Source organism: Streptomyces sp. MBT65 (assembly GCF_016612545.1).
GTDB lineage: Bacteria > Actinomycetota > Actinomycetes > Streptomycetales > Streptomycetaceae > Streptomyces.
Window position 1 is genome coordinate 1 of sequence record NZ_JAENRY010000391.1, and the last position, 14,103, is coordinate 14,103.

The window sequence follows — 14,103 nt, forward strand, 5'->3', positions numbered from 1 at the left end:
CCGACGTCGATGAGGATGCGGGCTCCGGTCCTGGCGGCGATCCCCGGCATGGACGTCAGGACCTTCGAAAGAGGGTTGTTCTCCAGCAGTTCCTCGATCCGGGTGGCCAGGAGTTTCCGCTGGTCCAGCACTGCTCGGAGCGAGTTGGCGAGGCTGGGGACGATCGGAGGGGCTGCGTCGGTGCCTGGGGCGGCGAGGGTCTGTTCGTCCAGGGCGGTGAAGATTTCTTCGACGAGTCGCTCGGTCGTCCGCGGTGCCAGGGGGAGAAAGTCATGCCGTCTGCGAAGGCAGGTAACCCGGTTGCGGGGCTACGAAGACGGGAAGGGGGGGCTTGTCTGCGGGTGTGGCAGAGCCTGTTTTCGAGCCTCGGTGCTGATCACAAGGCCGGGGCAGCCCTCCGTCATGGACAACGAAGACCCTGACGAGGACGACGAGTTCGGCTTCGACGACGAGGATGACGATGGATTGCCGGTCCTGATCGACTGCGACGGGTGCGGGAAGGTCATGGAGCCGGGCTTGTTCGACGGGGACGATCCGCTGCTGTCGGTGGTGCCCGACCCGACGGCGGTCTGTCCAGAGGCGCCCGAGCGCAACGGGACCCGGATGGTGATGGTCTGCTCCTCTGCCTGTCTCGGCGCGGTCCACCAGCGGTTTCGGCCGCCGCCGTCCGAGAGGAACGGTGGGCGGTCGCCATCGCCCGAGCGGTGTGGGAGCACCCGGACGAACAGTTCACGCCGCAGCGGATGCAGGAGGTGGGCGGAGGAGGTACGCGTCATAGCCGCCACTTCAGAGCAGCGCGTGACACCTGAATACGGTGAGTGTGCGTACGCTCCGTGATCTGGACCTGGCCTCGCTACCGGGTCGCCGCTGTTTATGGTGGCCGCTGTCAGTCGGTCGGGCGTGGGGCGGTTGGTGTGGCGTCGCTGGAGCGGACGGCGTATCCGAGGTTCATGTGACAGTGCTCCTCAGCGCCATGGGAGTCGGTGAAGAACGCGCAGGTGGTACGAGTGCGGCGCTCACGGCGGATCGGCTGTGACCGGGCACTGGGCAGGACAGGGGGCCAGTACTGGCGAGCTCGCGTATTCCACTGTCGCCCATGTGCCCACCGGGTAAGGGCGGGCATCACTCTCTGTAGCTAGCGGGCGTGGTGACCTTGCAGCGGGTGCCGCTTGAGGTATCCGGTGCTGACGGGCCCCTGGGGAACAGGGCGGGATGTCAGGTGGCGTTGAAGGTCGATGTGGCGGAACTGGTAAACCGGGGGCCGACCCGGCGCAGGGATGCCGTGGTCTCGTGGAAGATGGCCGGTCGGGTGGGCCATGTCCTGATCGGAGGGGGATCCGTTGGGACGGGCCTTTCAGGCTGCTTGGGGGCGCAGGCGTGCGGCACTGCGTCCCAGTCGGACAGCTCCGGCCAGCGGGATCACCATGGCGATCAGGAAACTGCCGAAGAGTTCCTCGGCACCGAGGCCGCCGGCGAAAGCGAACAGTGCGGCAGCCGCGGGGATCACCAGCAGGGGTGAGAGGGCGCAGAGGATGCCCAGGTGCTTGTCCCGCCTGGTCCATGCTGGAGAGCGCCAGATCCGCACGGCGGCAAGGACGGCCACGACGAGGCCGATGCCGAGGACCTCGAAGAACGGGGCAGCCAAAACCATCATGCCCAGGGTCAGCGTGGTGCGCGCGCTGCTCTGCGGCTGCAGCGGGGTGACGCCGGGTTCTTCGGCGATCGCGGCGGCGGCAATCTCCCGGGGGGTGCCGAGCTGGTCCAGAGCCTGCTGGACCGCCGCGTCATCGGCACCCTGCGGCAGCACAGACTCGATGTGCTCGCGCAGGTCCGCCAACAGGTCACGGCGCCGGTCGTCGGACAGCACTGCTGCCTGCGTGTCGACCGAGGCCAGGTAAGCGCGAACCAGCGGGTGGGTCAGGGCGTCGCTCATGATTCAGCTCCAGAAACGAGAAAACGGTCAACAGCATCACGGAAACCGGGCCAGTGCCCGGAGAACTCTTCTAGGGCTTGCCGGCCCTGGTCGGTCAGTTCGTAGTACCTGCGGGACGGACCGCTGGCCGACTCCACCAGGTACGTGTCCGCCAGGCCACTTCTGCGCAGACGGGACAGCAGCGGATACAGCGTCCCCTGGCTGGTCGCCATGACCGGCGTATCCGCAAGAGCCTCCAGCAGCTCCACCCCATAGCGTGGCTTGTCAGACAGCAACGCCAGGACGCAGTACTCCAGCACGCCCTTGCGCAGCTGGCTCACACCGCGGGCCTCCACGTGATTGCTTGCTTTGCCGGCTACCATGCAATGCATACTACGTGAGCGTGTCAACCCCGGTCGGAACTGGCGACCTCGCGTAATCCGGCCTCGGTCAACTGGCGGACCTCTTGTAACCAAGAGTCGCGCATTCCCTGACTGATGAGGGCTGATCTCACCGTGAGTGATCGCCGGGGCGTAGTGCCGCGAGGTCCCTTCACTCTCGGCAGCGAGTTGGGCGGTGGTGTCGTCGCGGTAGCCGAGCATGCGGGCGATCACGGTGCAGGTACCTGGAGGACGAGGTGACGGATGGTCGCGGTGCGTCCCCGCTGGGTGGGGAAGCCCAGGCGGCGGAACCGGAGTTCGATTCGCCCTGCGAAAACAGTTCCGTGGCGGTTGGAGGCGATGTGTGTACATCGGAGTGTTGTGCGGTCCCAGTTCTCGCCGGCGTGGGGTTGGGAACCGCTGGTTCTGGTGACGTCCTGTCATGGCAGGTGGCCCCTTGTCTTCCCCTCAAAGACCAGGGGCTATCGACTTTCGGGACGACTGCTCGCGGACGGCGTCCGGACAGGTCACCGACACTTTGAGTCAGCCCGGCCCTGCAGTGGCCCAGGTGGGGCCAATGGACTCGTTCGAAGCCAATGCCGGTGGCGAAGACTCTGCCGACGTCGTGGACGGGTGGCGGCCGGACGGCAGTGTTCGGAAGCGCCCTGGCCCGTCCACTTGTTCGCTTCCGCGAGACGCCCGGCTAAGTTCGGCTCGTGGACAACACTGAGATCACGATCAAGCTCACCTCCGACGAGGCGCTCGTCCTCTCGGACTGGCTGGAGCGAGTTCAGATGACGGATCTCAGTCGTCTGGTCGACGATCCGGCCGCATGGGCCCCGATCCACAAGATCGCGGGAACGTTGGACAAGGCACTTTCCGGGATCTTCGCCGCTGACTATGCGGAGCGTCTGGATGCAGCACGGCATCGTCTCAGGGAGGCCACGGGCAGCTTCACCGAAGAGCAAGACGGCTGACCTGCACACGCTTCCGTGAAAGCCATCCCGTTGAGAAAGTCAAAGTCTCGGCGTTCTCCATCAACAACGCGTACTCGTCGCGCCTCATGCGTCGGCGCTGAGCGGGAAGAGGACGCTCAACCTTGGCAGCCTGCGAGCCGCCTCGTCTTCATCCCGAACATTCCAGCGCTTCCCGGCCAGGCCCTGGCTGACCACGTGCTCACCCCGCCGCGTCCCCACAGCCGCATAGAAAGCATCCCCGCACTCGTCGGGATCCCCGGTCACAAGCCCATGGGCTTCCAATGCCACATAGTCGAGCGATTCCCATCCGGGCCAGTCATCACCCCAGGTCCTCCAAGTTCGCCCCGCCAGGCGCAGGACCTCAGGAGTGTCAGCCAGTGCATCAGGGTCGAGCACGGCTCGCCCGAAGGCGTCTTTGCCCAGCCCGACCATCCAGAGGCCGAAGTAGCAGAAGTCGTCATCCGAACACCGGCCGCCGAAGATCCGCTCCGCCGCAGCCACCAGCTCCCAGGTGAAAGCCTGACGGGTCACCTGGTCCAGGCACATCTGGAACTCAACGATCTCCGCCAGCGGCCTGCGCGACAAATCAGAACGAAGCCATAGAAGTCGCGCATCCCTGCCGTCCGCCTGTCGGCGACACGTCTCTACAAGTTCCCAGAACTTCTCAAGGTTCACGAAGAACACCCTCCCAGGCGCCACTGACAACGGACGGGCCACCTGGCGCCATCACCACTTCCGCGAAAGCTGCCAGGCCGTTTGAGATCGTCACCGGCCCGCAGTCCCAGAACATCTGGCACCTATGCAAGTCAGCGTCACGTCAACTGCCGCCTGCGCTGCGACAGGACAGCCGGCGAAACCTCCGGGGTTTCACCGTGGCGGTGACGGCGGCGTGCATCGAGCGTGTCGAGCGCGCGCAGGAGGCCGGCCGGTAGATCCGTCGTGCCCGGGGAGGGACGTCTGCTCGCGTGGTGCGCGGTGCCCCAAAGCCCCGACAGGCAGTCAGATCATCACCCTGAGTGAAGTCGTGGGGTGCGCAAGCGAGGCGCGCACTCCGACGTGCGCCGGGTGTGCGCCGGGTAGTAGACCTGGTGTGATGCAGAACACGGTCGGGGTGCGCAGGGGTGTTCGAGGTGCCCGTCGTTCGGGTCGGGCCTGGTCAGGGCGCTACTGAGGGTGACTAGCGGTGCTTGTTGAAGTTTGCACCGTGCGGTTCGGCAGGGACGCTCCGTGATTTTTCTGCGGGGCCGTGAGTGATCGGCCCCGGGAATCACTTAGAAGTCATCTCATTTGGCTGGGTAAGCTGACCGTCGTGGCGACGATCGTTGAGCGACTGGTGCCGGACGAGTTGTGGGAACTGTTCCAGCGGGTGGTTCCGGAGGCGCCGTCGCGGCCCCAAGGCGGTGGTCGGCGCCGGCACGGCGACCGCGAAGTACTGGCCGCAATCGTCTTCGTGGCGACCTCCGGCTGCACGTGGCAGCAGTTGCCGACCGCGTCGTTCGGGCCGTCAGGCGCGACGGCTCACCGACGCTTCTCCGAGTGGACGAAGGCCCGTGTGTGGGCCAAGCTCCACCGCCTGGTCCTCGACGAACTGGGATCCCGCGGCGAGCTGGACTGGTCCCGGTGCGCGATCGACTCGGTCAACATGCGGGCCGTGAAAAGGGGGAGCTGACGGGCCCGAATCCTGTAGACCGGGGTAAGTACGGTTCAAAAATCCACTTGATCACGGAGCGGACCGGCCTGCCCCTGTCCATCGGCATTTCGGGCGCCAACACGCACGACAGCCAGGCGCTGATCCCCTTGGTGAAAGGCGTGCCGCCGATCCGCTCCCGCCGAGGACGCCGACGGCGCAGGCCCCGCAAACTCCACGTCGACAAGGGCTACGACTACAACCACCTGCGGCGTTGGTTAACCAGCCGGGGCATCCGGCGCCGCATCGCCCTCAGGGGCATCGAGACCTCGCGGCGACTCGGCCGCCACCGTTGGACCATCGAACGCACCATGTCCTGGCTCGCCGGATGCCGACGCCTGAACCGCCGCTACGAACGCAAAGCCGACCACCTCCTCGCCTTCACCAGCATCGCCTGCACCTTGATCTGCTACCGCAGACTCACCAAATGAGATGACTTCTTAGGTGGCGTACCGGGGCGTGGGGCGTCGGTTGTCGGAAGCACGCGGCGATGCGAGTCCGCTGCGGACTCGCATCGCCTGGTGGTGTTCGGGCAGGACGGTTCGGCAGGTGTTACTTGGTGGCGAGGAAGAGGTAGTCCGCGGTGTAGGGGACGCGGGCGGTGGGGTGGGTGGCCGGGTTGCAGGTGCCGGCCGGGGCGACGCCGCCGGCGGTGTTGAGTCGCAGGACCGAGGTGGTCTTGGACAGGAGTCCTTCACGCTTGCCGGTCTGCTGGGCGCGGAGCAGGAGTTGGGGGATGTTGCCCTTGCCGTTGTCGAACTTGTTGAGGACGGTGCCGGTCACCGAGGAGCCGTCGGGGGCGATCCACTGCGGCGGGCCGGCGGGGCCGTGCTTGGCGAAGCTGTGCTGGATGTCGCCCTGGAGGGTGGCGTCAACGTTGTCCTGCGTGAAGGCGTAGGAGCCGTCGTCCTGCTTGGTGCAGGCGTAGATCTGGGCGCCCTTGACGACGCCGGCCAGCGCCGAGTGCCGGATGGCGTTGGGCAGTGAGACCGCGCCCGGGAGCGCGACGGCCTGTCCGCGGACCGCGCCGCCGGGGAACTCGGCGGTGTGCAGGTTGAAGTAGAACCGGTCGGGATACGCCTTGATGTTCCGGAGCAGGTCGGCGTCCTTGACCTTCACGGTGCCGAACACGAACGGCGTGCCGCCCTTGAGCTTCTCCATGAAGAACGGGATCTTCACGTCACCGTTGGTGCCCCGGCCGCCCTGGTGGAGATGGGCCATGGTCGGGGTCCCCGTACCGGTCCACGCGAACGCGAAGGACACCTCGTCGCCCTGGATGCGCATGAGGGCCACCGCGCTGCCGTCCTTGTCACCCACCGCCGGCTTGCCCTTGACGGGCACCTCGTTGTCACCGGTGAGGATCGAGGTGAAGTACGTCGCCCCCGACGCGTTCTCGGAGTAGCGGCCGATGGCACCCGCCGCCTGCGCGGCGCCCGCGTGCTGCGTCGCTCCGGCCGCCGGATGCGACACGTTGGCGTCGGCCGCACCGTCCGCGCCGTTGCAGGCGGTCAGGAGCAGGGTGCCGGTGATCGCGGTCGCGGCGATGGTCCCGAATCGCTTGAACATCATGTGTCTCGTTCTCCCCGTGATTGCCGATCCGCGGTTGCCCCGCGGTCGTTCTCCCTCCATCACGGGGCCCCTGGGGCGATCCCTCACCCGATGACACTCCTGAGACACGCCTGAGAAGAGACGGCATCACTGAGGACACGATCTCGACATTACGACGCACACCGACCGCCCGCGGAGGGACGCCGACCGGATGCCGGTGACGGCTGCGAAGGCCTCCGGTGCCGACCGGGCGCCAACTCGGCCTTGCCGCGCGGGTGTTCGGACTTGCGCTTCAAGGGAGACGTGGCCGCGCTTCGAGGGCCTCGTCGTCGAGGGGTGGGTGAGGACCGCACCCCGGACACGCCGCGCGGGCGCCACGCCGTGGACGTCGGCACCCGGACGGGCGCGGATCGACACGTCACCGCTGTCGGTTTCGCGGCTTGAGCCGATGCCGCCGACCGTGCCCGGTCGAGGACGAGGCGGGAGACACCGGGTACGTTCCATGAACACCGACAGGAATCGCTGGAGTGACGGGCAGACGAAGCCCCCGCCGCGTCGGCGACGGCCCGCCCCAGCCATGACCAGGAAGCGGCATTGAACAAGAGCGGAACGACGCGCGACATGGAACGCCACGGACCCACCGGCCTCGGCCCGGCGCGAGCCCTGGCCCGCCTGGCCCTGCTGTGCATCGCGGGAGCTGTGGCGGCAGTGGTGGCCGGCACCGGCCAGTGGTTCATCCTGCTGCTGGGCCTGGCGGGCCTCGGACTGGCCGGCGCGGGCCTGTGGTGGGCGCTGGCACACCGCGGCCTCGCCCGGCTCCTCGGTGCCCTGCTGGCGATCACCGCACCCGTCGGAGTCCTGGTGCTGTACGCCATCTCGGGCCTGTGGGTGGTCGCGGTGGTCGCCCTCGCGGCATGGACGGCAGCGCTCGGCTGCGCGAGGAGTGCCCTGCGCCGGCTGCGCGAACCGCACGGCATGCACACCCGCACGGTCCGCCCGCCCCGCCGGGCCGTGCTGATCATGAATCCGAAGTCGGGTGGCGGGAAGGTCGGGCGGTACGGACTCGTGGAGCGGGCCGAGGCACTGGGCGCGCGAGTGATCCTGCTCGACCTCGACACGGATCCGGATCCGGTGGCACTGGCCCGGCAGGCCGTCGCCGAGGGAGCGGACCTGCTCGGTGTGGCCGGCGGCGACGGCACCCAGGCCCTGGTGGCGGGAGTGGCCGCCGAACACGGTCTGCCGTTCATGGTCGTCACGGCCGGCACCCGCAACCACTTCGCCATGGACCTCGGCCTGGACCGGGACGATCCGGTGCGCAGCCTGGAGGCGCTCTCGGACGGTGTGGAACTCCGCGTCGACCTCGGCGACATCTCCGGCCGGCCGTTCGTCAACACCGCTTCGTTCGGTGCGTACGCGCATATCGTCCAGAACCCCGACTACCGGGACGCCAAGGCGGTCACCGCGCTCGACCAGTTGCCGGACCTGCTGGCGGGCGACGCGGGCGCCGAACTCAGTGCCCGGACCGACGAGGAGCGGTTGGACGCCCCGCAGGCGGTGCTGGTCAGCAACAACCCCTACGCGCGGGCCGACCCCCTGACCGGTGGCCGCAGGGAACGTCTCGACACGGGCGCGCTCGGCGTGATCGCGGTGCGGGTCGGGGGCGCGGTGCAGGCCGCCGAACTGGCGCTGCTGGGGGAGCGGGCCAGCGGCATCACGACCCTGACGTCCCGCAGCGTCCTCGTCGAGTCCGGCGAGGAGACCATCCCGGTGGCCGTGGACGGCGAGGCACTCGTCCTGCCCGCACCCGTCGTGTGCACGATACGACCCGGCGCGCTGCGGGTGCGCGTGCCACGGGAACGCCCCGGGGCACCGTACGTCGCACCGGTCGTCGACTGGTACCGCGTCCTGCGCCTCGCCTTCGACCGGTCGCCCCACGGACACGAGAGCCACGACCCCGCAACCCCCGTACGCGACAAGAACCAGGAGCAGAGCGATGATTGACCGTCGGACTCGGCAACAGCGAGTACCGCAGGGCCTGTTGCGTGATCTCGCCAGTCTTGACCAGGCGCTGTACGAGGCCGTGACGGTCACCAGTACACCGGCGCTGGACTCGGCGCTGCGCCGACTGTCCGCGGCGGCCGACCACTCCAAGATCTCCTTCCTGATCGCCGCCACCCTGGCCCTGCGCCCAGGCCGCTCCCGTCGCGCCGCGGTACTCGGCGTCGCGGCGCTCGGCGTCGCGTCCACCACGGCCAACCTGCTCGGTAAGCGCCTTGTACGACGGCCACGCCCGCACCGCGCCGAGGACTCGCCCTTCCCCGGTCGGCACGTCCCCATGCCGGCGTCCGCGTCGTTCCCCTCCGGCCATACGGCCTCCGCCGTCGCCTTCGCCGCGGCGGTCGGGCCCGCGTTCCCGGCCGTCACGGTCCCTCTCGGCCTACTGGCCTGCGCCGTGGGCTACTCGCGCGTCCACACCGGGGTGCACTATCCGGGCGACGTCGTCGCCGGCGCCGTACTCGGAACGGGCGCGGCTGCGGCTGTCCTTGCGGCGGCCGCGCACTGGGACGGCTCGGGAGGTGGCAGTGCAGGGCGGCTGACCTGCGCCTCTTCGGCCCGGTGACGGCTGCGGTCCGGGTGCTCGGGAGTTCGGACGGTGGGCATCTCCCGAAACCCGGATCACCCCTGTCTGTAGTTGACGCGTTCAAATGTCATCCCGTGATGGGTCTCGGCATGTCGGCGTAGGCCGCCTCGCGATCGAACACGTCCACGTACTGCGGGAGGTCCGCAGGATCGACACGGTGCACGTGTGGGCCCCGCCGCGCCCCCGACCAGCGGTAGATCGATGCCACCGGTATGGCCCGCACCACCGTCGTCGCCGACAGCACCGCCACCCAACTCGCCGAGTCCAGCGAAGCCCTGCCGTCCATCAAGGGGGAGCCGCCCTCCCGCAGACCTTCGGCCGCGAACTCGGCGCCGTCCTCGCCGGAACGACACCCGGCCGCCAACTCCCCTCCGGCATCAACCTGTTCAACTCGATCGGCATCGCCCTGGAAGATCTCGCTTACGCGGCCCTCGCCATCGACCACGCCCGGCCCCTGTGCGGAGCCGGGCTCGGCACAGGGGCGTCCGGGGGTGGGCTACTCGGAAGCGGTCGCGGTGATCACGGAGAAGGCGCCGCCCTGCGGGTCGGCGAGGACGGCCATGCGGCCTGCCGCCATGTCGAAGGCCGGGGCGAGCACGCTGCCGCCGGCGCGAACGGCCGCGGCCTGGATGTCGTCGACGCTGTCCACGTGGAAGTACGGCTGCCAGTGCGGGGGGACGTCCGGCGGCAGCTGGGACAGGTCCATGATTCCGCCGACCGCGCGGCCGTCGACCTGGAACTCGATGTAGCCCTCGGCGCCGGGCATCTCGGAGGGGGTCGTGGTGACGGGCAGGACGCTGGAGTAGAACGCGGAGGCGGCCGTCATATCGGCGGTGACCAGTTCGTTCCACGTCAGCGCGCCGTGCTCGTTCACGATGCCCGCACCGTCGAAGGTGCCGGCCTGCCACAGGCCGACGACGGCACCGGTCGGGTCGGCGAGCACGGCCATCCGGCCCAGGTCCATGACGTCCATGGGGCCCATCATGGCCGTACCGCCGGCGTCGATCGCGGACTTGACGGTGCCATCGATGTTGTCGGTGGCCAGATAGGTGGTCCACACCGTGGGCGGCAGCGGGTCGGGGACCGTCCCGTCCGGGTTCATCGCCTTCATGATTCCGGCGACGGGCTTGCCCTTGAGCGTGCAGACGGCGTACCCGCCCTGTTCGGCGGGGCCGATCTCGCCCTGCCAGCCGAAGAGATCGCGGTAGAAGTCGAGGGCCGCCTGCTGGTCAGGGACCATCAAGTCGATCCAGCACGGAGTGCCGGGCTTGTAGGGGCCGTTCAATTCGGGCATGACGCCTCCAGAGTGGCGCTCGGGATATGGACAGGCCGTCTTTTACTCCCTCTTCATACGCGCAGTCCATCTAAACAGGTGAATGCGTTACATACACGGCCGGACGGTTCAAGGCGGCATGCGCATCCCTTCCGAAGCCCACGGGCAGTGCACAAGAACCTCGATTCGATGCTGCCCCGGAGCGCATCGGTGCGCGCCCTGACGTCGCCGGCGACGGAGCCGGGCGGTCGCCTCCGGCCAGGGAGATCGTGAACGCCGTAGTGGTACCGGCCGCGCCCGGGACCGTGAACTCGTAGGTGCCCGGGACGGTGAAGACTTTCTGGGTGTCGGCATGGGCCGCGGAAGGGTCGAGCATCGCCGGCAGATCCACGCCGGCCAACGTGGCGGTACGGTCTCCGGCCCGGTGAGCGACTCCCTGGCCTTCAGCGCTCGGATGATTTGTACATAGGGGTCCCGTCCCCTGTCGTCTTTCGGATCCCGCGTTGGTTCGGCGTGCTGAGCGCACAGACTTTCGGCGTGGCGAGTACCGGCCCGGCACGGAGCTCCCCAGCCCGCTGTCCTCGCTTCAGCCGACACGCCCCACCAGCCCAGTGGGGCGATCTACTTGTTGTGGCGCCCCGCTTGGGTCGGTCTTTTCGCAGGACCACCTTGGCTGCTCCGGCTGTCGCGATGGTGGCGGGGATCCAGCTCGGGACTGGGCCCTGTCCGGTCGATCTTTGAGGCCACGGCGTATGGCACCCGTGAATCTCGTTGTCGAACGTCTCGTCGGGTGAGGTAGAAGGGCGGTATGGATGCCGCCGCACTTGAACAGATGCTGGACGAGACCTTCGATCACGCTGTCGTGCATCACGGATACACCAACTACATGCGTGACTACGAGGTCATCGTCCATGCGACGGCCGATGCCCGCACCGGCATCACGCCGTCGTACCTGCGGTATCTGTTCCGGTACTGCGTCGAGGCCCGATGCGAGACGTCAGTGCCCGCAGAGACCTGGCGGATCTCTTTGGACGACCGGCTCATCGACCACGAAACCGGTGTCGACCTCGACGGTTACGTCTGGGGCGTGAACTGGCACTCCCTGTACCCGGGAGCCAAGCTTCTCCCCGAGTCGGAGGCAACCCGCCGCTGGTCGACGGCCGTCGGGATCGACTTCCATGAGGTACGCATGGGGACCAACGCACACAACCTGACCTTGGTCTTCTCGGATCTTCAAGTGAGTGAGATCCCGGTCGGATACGCGCCCTTCGTCACGGACTAGGGATCAGGGTTCATGTGATCTTGTGACCGACGTGTGTCCGAGTCGTCGTCGACGACCCAGATGGCGACAACGCCGTCGGTCGGCAGGCCCGTGCGGTCGTAGCGCCGTGACGAGGTCGACGAGGTAGCCCTTGCCCGCGGTGCCGACATCGATCACGAGCGGGCGCAGGGTGGTGATCGTGGTGCCGTACCTGACGACGTCGGCGCGCCACGACGGACGGGTGCGGCCGGGCCGAGCACGGACGGGAGTTGGCGCCGGGTTGCGGGTGTAGGTGCTGTCGTAGCCGAGGAGTTCGAGGTCGCGTCCGACAAGTGGGTCGACGGCGCCGTCGGTGAGGTCGGCGAGCCGGTCGTAGAGGTCGAAGCGGTCGAAGAGGAGTGACTGTCCTCGAGGAGGAAGGTGAAACGCCCGCCGGTGGTGGTGGCAGCGACCGTGTCATGCAGGGGGCCGCCCGGAACTCGGGCGGCCCCTGCATAGCTGTGGGCGCCCGGTTCAGCGGACCGGCAGCACTGTGGTGTGTTCCTCGCGTACGGCCTGGAGGGAGCGGGGGGCGAGGCCGAGGAGGCTCAGGATCGTCGGTGCGATCTGCTTGGTCTGCACGTGCGCGGAGTCGCGTACGTGGGCCGGGGCGGAGGCGCCGGAGACGACGAGGGGTACGGCGAGGTCGTCGGAGTGGCTGCCGCCGTGCTCGGCGATCTTCTTGGTGCCGCCGGTGTAGACGACGCCGTACTGCGCGACGCCGAACAGGTCGGGGACCCGGGCGTCGCCGGGCCTGACGTGGAAGTAGTCGGCGGCGGCCCTGCCTGCGTAGACCTTGCTGAGACCGCTGTGGGTGTAGGCCTTGGGCTTGGCGTTGATGTCGGTGCCGGTGCCGTTCTGCGCGAGCAGGTACGTCTTGGCGAAGGCGGTGGCGGCCGGGGAGCGGTCGGAGAGCCACAGCAGCATGGCGTCGTCGTCCACCGCGTGCGTCACCAGGTCGGCTGCGCCGGGGTGGAGCTTCTTCCAGGCGGCGTTGAGGCCGTCCAGCAGCGGCCCGTCGTCGACGCGGGTGAGCGCGGTGGGGTCGGTGGGCGACTGGCCGTGCTTCGCGGAGAGGACGACCGTGGTGCTGCCGGAGAGGTGCCGCTTGGCGATCTCGGCGGTCAGGGCGCCGATCTCGTCGTTGACGAAGTCGAGGTTCTTCACCAGCAGCGGGCCCGGGACGTTCTTGGCGGTGTAGCCGCCGGTGAGGCCGTCGGAGGCGGGCAGCTTCTGCGCGGTGGAGACCGACTGGAAGTTGAGGCCGAAGATCGCCGGGGTGCCCACCTTGTGGGTGCGGCTGTGGTCGTAGCCGTCGATCTCGTTGAGGACGGCCTTCACCTTGTAGCCGTCGTACTGCTCGGTGGCCTTGTTGTCCGTGGTCCAGTCGTTGCCGGCGGCGTAGCCGAGGGCGTCGCTGTTGATCTCCGGAGTGAACAGGTCCTGGACGCCGGTGCCTGAGGGACCGTCGAGGATCTCGTAGGCGGCGTGCTTGTCCGACCAGGCGGTGCGCAGACCCGCCTGGCGGGCCACCTCGAAGATGGTGTTCACCTTGAGGTAGGAGTGCGGGTAGACGGGCTTGCACGTCTTCGGGTCGACGGGCAGCTTCGACGCGTTGAGCAGGCTCTCCGGCCGGCCGGTCATCGACAGGATGCTGTCGGGCAGGCCCGCGAGGCCCTGGCCGGCGTCGATGGATGCCTGGTTCTTGTCCAGGTCCTCGGTGAGGTCCACCTCGACCCCGGGCTTGACGCCCTTGCAACTGGTGGTGCCGGCCGGGAGGAGCGCGGCGTTGTAGGTGTCGTCGTAGTAGACGCCCGTGGTGCCGGGGCTGCCGCCGGTCGCCTGGGCGACCATGCCGGGGAAGGAGTCCGAAGGCGTGGTCGTGCTGGCGTGGGTGTACTCCACACCGCCGCCGACCAGGTGGGCCAGCGCGGAGTTCGGGTGTCTGGCGATGTACCAGGCCAGGTCCGACTGGTGCAGCCCGTCGACGGAGACCAGCAGGACGTGCCGGGCGGCGGCCGGATGGTGGGAGGCGGCGAACGCGGCGGGCTCGGCGGCGGTCACCCCGGTGAGAACTCCGGTCGCGGCGAGGAGGGCTGCGGGCCTGACGTGGCGTCTGGACATCTGGTGTCTCCCGGGTGTTCGGGGCGGGTTGCGGGTGCCGGGCCCATCCCAGTCGCGCCTTGTGTACCGGAACCGGCGGATCTGTGAATGCACCCGGAATGGGCGGTCGGGTCTTCGCCAAGCAGGCATGGGTTTCCCCAAGAGGGAGAGCCGGCGGAGGCGCTCGGCCAGGAGGGCGGGTGGGGGACGGGGCTCTCGGCGGCGGGTGCGGGACCCGCGATCCTCATACGACTGCCGCGGGCGGCGACCTTGCGTACGACC

12 protein-coding genes and 3 pseudogenes are annotated in these 14,103 nt (G+C 68.5%); 7 read left to right on the forward strand and 8 right to left on the reverse strand.

Annotated features, from left to right (window positions below; genetic code table 11):
* Positions 1-305 (reverse strand): annotated as a pseudogene (locus JHN63_RS45865) (IS110 family transposase); the annotation flags it as partial.
* Positions 306-402: 97 nt separating this feature from the next.
* Between JHN63_RS45865 and JHN63_RS45870 the strand changes: the two are divergent.
* The gene (locus JHN63_RS45870; protein WP_200691072.1) at positions 403-837 is read left to right on the forward strand and encodes a hypothetical protein; all 435 of its coding nucleotides are present in this window, start codon (positions 403-405) and stop codon (positions 835-837) included.
* Positions 838-1,354: 517 nt separating this feature from the next.
* Here JHN63_RS45870 and JHN63_RS45875 read toward each other — a convergent pair.
* Positions 1,355-1,933, reverse strand: a complete 579-nt coding sequence (locus JHN63_RS45875) for a hypothetical protein (RefSeq protein WP_200691073.1) — start codon at positions 1,931-1,933, stop codon at positions 1,355-1,357.
* Positions 1,930-2,295 carry a PadR family transcriptional regulator gene (locus JHN63_RS45880; RefSeq protein ID WP_200691074.1) on the reverse strand — a complete coding sequence of 122 codons (366 nt, stop codon included), beginning with the start codon at positions 2,293-2,295 and terminating at the stop codon, positions 1,930-1,932. The genes JHN63_RS45875 and JHN63_RS45880 overlap by 4 nt, the downstream gene beginning before the upstream one ends.
* Positions 2,296-3,008: 713 nt before the next feature.
* Between JHN63_RS45880 and JHN63_RS45885 the strand changes: the two genes are divergently transcribed.
* Entirely contained in the window at positions 3,009-3,269 is a 261-nt protein-coding gene (locus JHN63_RS45885) for a hypothetical protein (protein WP_200691075.1), read from the forward strand.
* Positions 3,270-3,353: 84 nt separating this feature from the next.
* On the opposite strand, the gene JHN63_RS45890 is transcribed toward JHN63_RS45885, so the two are convergent.
* Complete coding sequence (locus tag JHN63_RS45890; RefSeq protein WP_200691076.1) at positions 3,354-3,944, reverse strand: DUF4240 domain-containing protein; 591 nt, start codon at positions 3,942-3,944, stop codon at positions 3,354-3,356.
* 643 nt (positions 3,945-4,587) lie between these two features.
* Here JHN63_RS45890 and JHN63_RS45895 point away from each other — a divergent pair.
* Positions 4,588-5,387, forward strand: a protein-coding gene (locus JHN63_RS45895; protein WP_374223007.1) for an IS5 family transposase whose coding sequence is annotated in 2 segments (ribosomal slippage) — positions 4,588-4,923 and positions 4,926-5,387 — 798 coding nt in all. Because the reading frame shifts where the segments join, the coding sequence is not laid out codon by codon here.
* 121 nt (positions 5,388-5,508) lie between these two features.
* Here the strand turns inward: JHN63_RS45895 and JHN63_RS45900 are convergent.
* Positions 5,509-6,525 (reverse strand): CHRD domain-containing protein, encoded by a 1,017-nt coding sequence (locus JHN63_RS45900; protein ID WP_200691077.1) that lies wholly within the window; start codon positions 6,523-6,525, stop codon positions 5,509-5,511.
* Between the two features lie 600 nt (positions 6,526-7,125).
* On the opposite strand from JHN63_RS45900, the gene JHN63_RS45905 reads away from it, so the two are divergent.
* The 3 genes and pseudogenes from JHN63_RS45905 to JHN63_RS54905 form a co-directional block, all read left to right on the forward strand.
* Positions 7,126-8,505, forward strand: coding sequence for a diacylglycerol kinase family protein (locus JHN63_RS45905; RefSeq protein WP_200691078.1), 1,380 nt, complete (start codon positions 7,126-7,128; stop codon positions 8,503-8,505).
* Complete coding sequence (locus JHN63_RS45910; RefSeq protein ID WP_200691079.1) at positions 8,498-9,124, forward strand: phosphatase PAP2 family protein; 627 nt, start codon at positions 8,498-8,500, stop codon at positions 9,122-9,124. Before JHN63_RS45905 ends, JHN63_RS45910 begins: the two co-directional genes overlap by 8 nt.
* An 85-nt stretch (positions 9,125-9,209) precedes the next feature.
* Positions 9,210-9,533, forward strand: a pseudogene (locus JHN63_RS54905) (hypothetical protein); the annotation flags it as partial.
* Positions 9,534-9,641: 108 nt separating this feature from the next.
* Here the strand turns inward: JHN63_RS54905 and JHN63_RS45920 are convergent.
* Positions 9,642-10,430 carry a VOC family protein gene (locus JHN63_RS45920; protein WP_200691082.1) on the reverse strand — a complete coding sequence of 263 codons (789 nt, stop codon included), beginning with the start codon at positions 10,428-10,430 and terminating at the stop codon, positions 9,642-9,644.
* Positions 10,431-11,226: 796 nt separating this feature from the next.
* Between JHN63_RS45920 and JHN63_RS45925 the strand changes: the two genes are divergently transcribed.
* Positions 11,227-11,700, forward strand: a complete 474-nt coding sequence (locus JHN63_RS45925) for a hypothetical protein (protein WP_200691080.1) — start codon at positions 11,227-11,229, stop codon at positions 11,698-11,700.
* A 3-nt stretch (positions 11,701-11,703) separates the two neighbouring features.
* Here JHN63_RS45925 and JHN63_RS54490 read toward each other — a convergent pair.
* Positions 11,704-12,015: pseudogene (locus JHN63_RS54490) on the reverse strand (FAD:protein FMN transferase); the annotation flags it as partial.
* Positions 12,016-12,192: 177 nt separating this feature from the next.
* Positions 12,193-13,842, reverse strand: a complete 1,650-nt coding sequence (locus JHN63_RS45935; protein ID WP_234478701.1) for an alkaline phosphatase family protein — start codon at positions 13,840-13,842, stop codon at positions 12,193-12,195.
* Positions 13,843-14,103: the final 261 nt, after the last annotated feature.

Excerpts from the sequence above, each read along its gene's own strand:
- JHN63_RS45910 (WP_200691079.1), top strand. The coding sequence starts at position 8,498 with ATGATTGACCGTCGGACTCGGCAACAGCGAGTACCGCAGGGCCTGTTG.
- JHN63_RS45935 (WP_234478701.1), bottom strand. The coding sequence starts at position 13,842 with ATGTCCAGACGCCACGTCAGGCCCGCAGCCCTCCTCGCCGCGACCGGA.
- JHN63_RS45905 (WP_200691078.1), top strand. The coding sequence starts at position 7,126 with ATGGAACGCCACGGACCCACCGGCCTCGGCCCGGCGCGAGCCCTGGCC.
- JHN63_RS45870 (WP_200691072.1), top strand. The coding sequence starts at position 403 with ATGGACAACGAAGACCCTGACGAGGACGACGAGTTCGGCTTCGACGAC.
- JHN63_RS45875 (WP_200691073.1), bottom strand. The coding sequence starts at position 1,933 with ATGAGCGACGCCCTGACCCACCCGCTGGTTCGCGCTTACCTGGCCTCG.
- JHN63_RS45880 (WP_200691074.1), bottom strand. The coding sequence starts at position 2,295 with ATGGTAGCCGGCAAAGCAAGCAATCACGTGGAGGCCCGCGGTGTGAGC.
- JHN63_RS45925 (WP_200691080.1), top strand. The coding sequence starts at position 11,227 with ATGGATGCCGCCGCACTTGAACAGATGCTGGACGAGACCTTCGATCAC.
- JHN63_RS45900 (WP_200691077.1), bottom strand. The coding sequence starts at position 6,525 with ATGATGTTCAAGCGATTCGGGACCATCGCCGCGACCGCGATCACCGGC.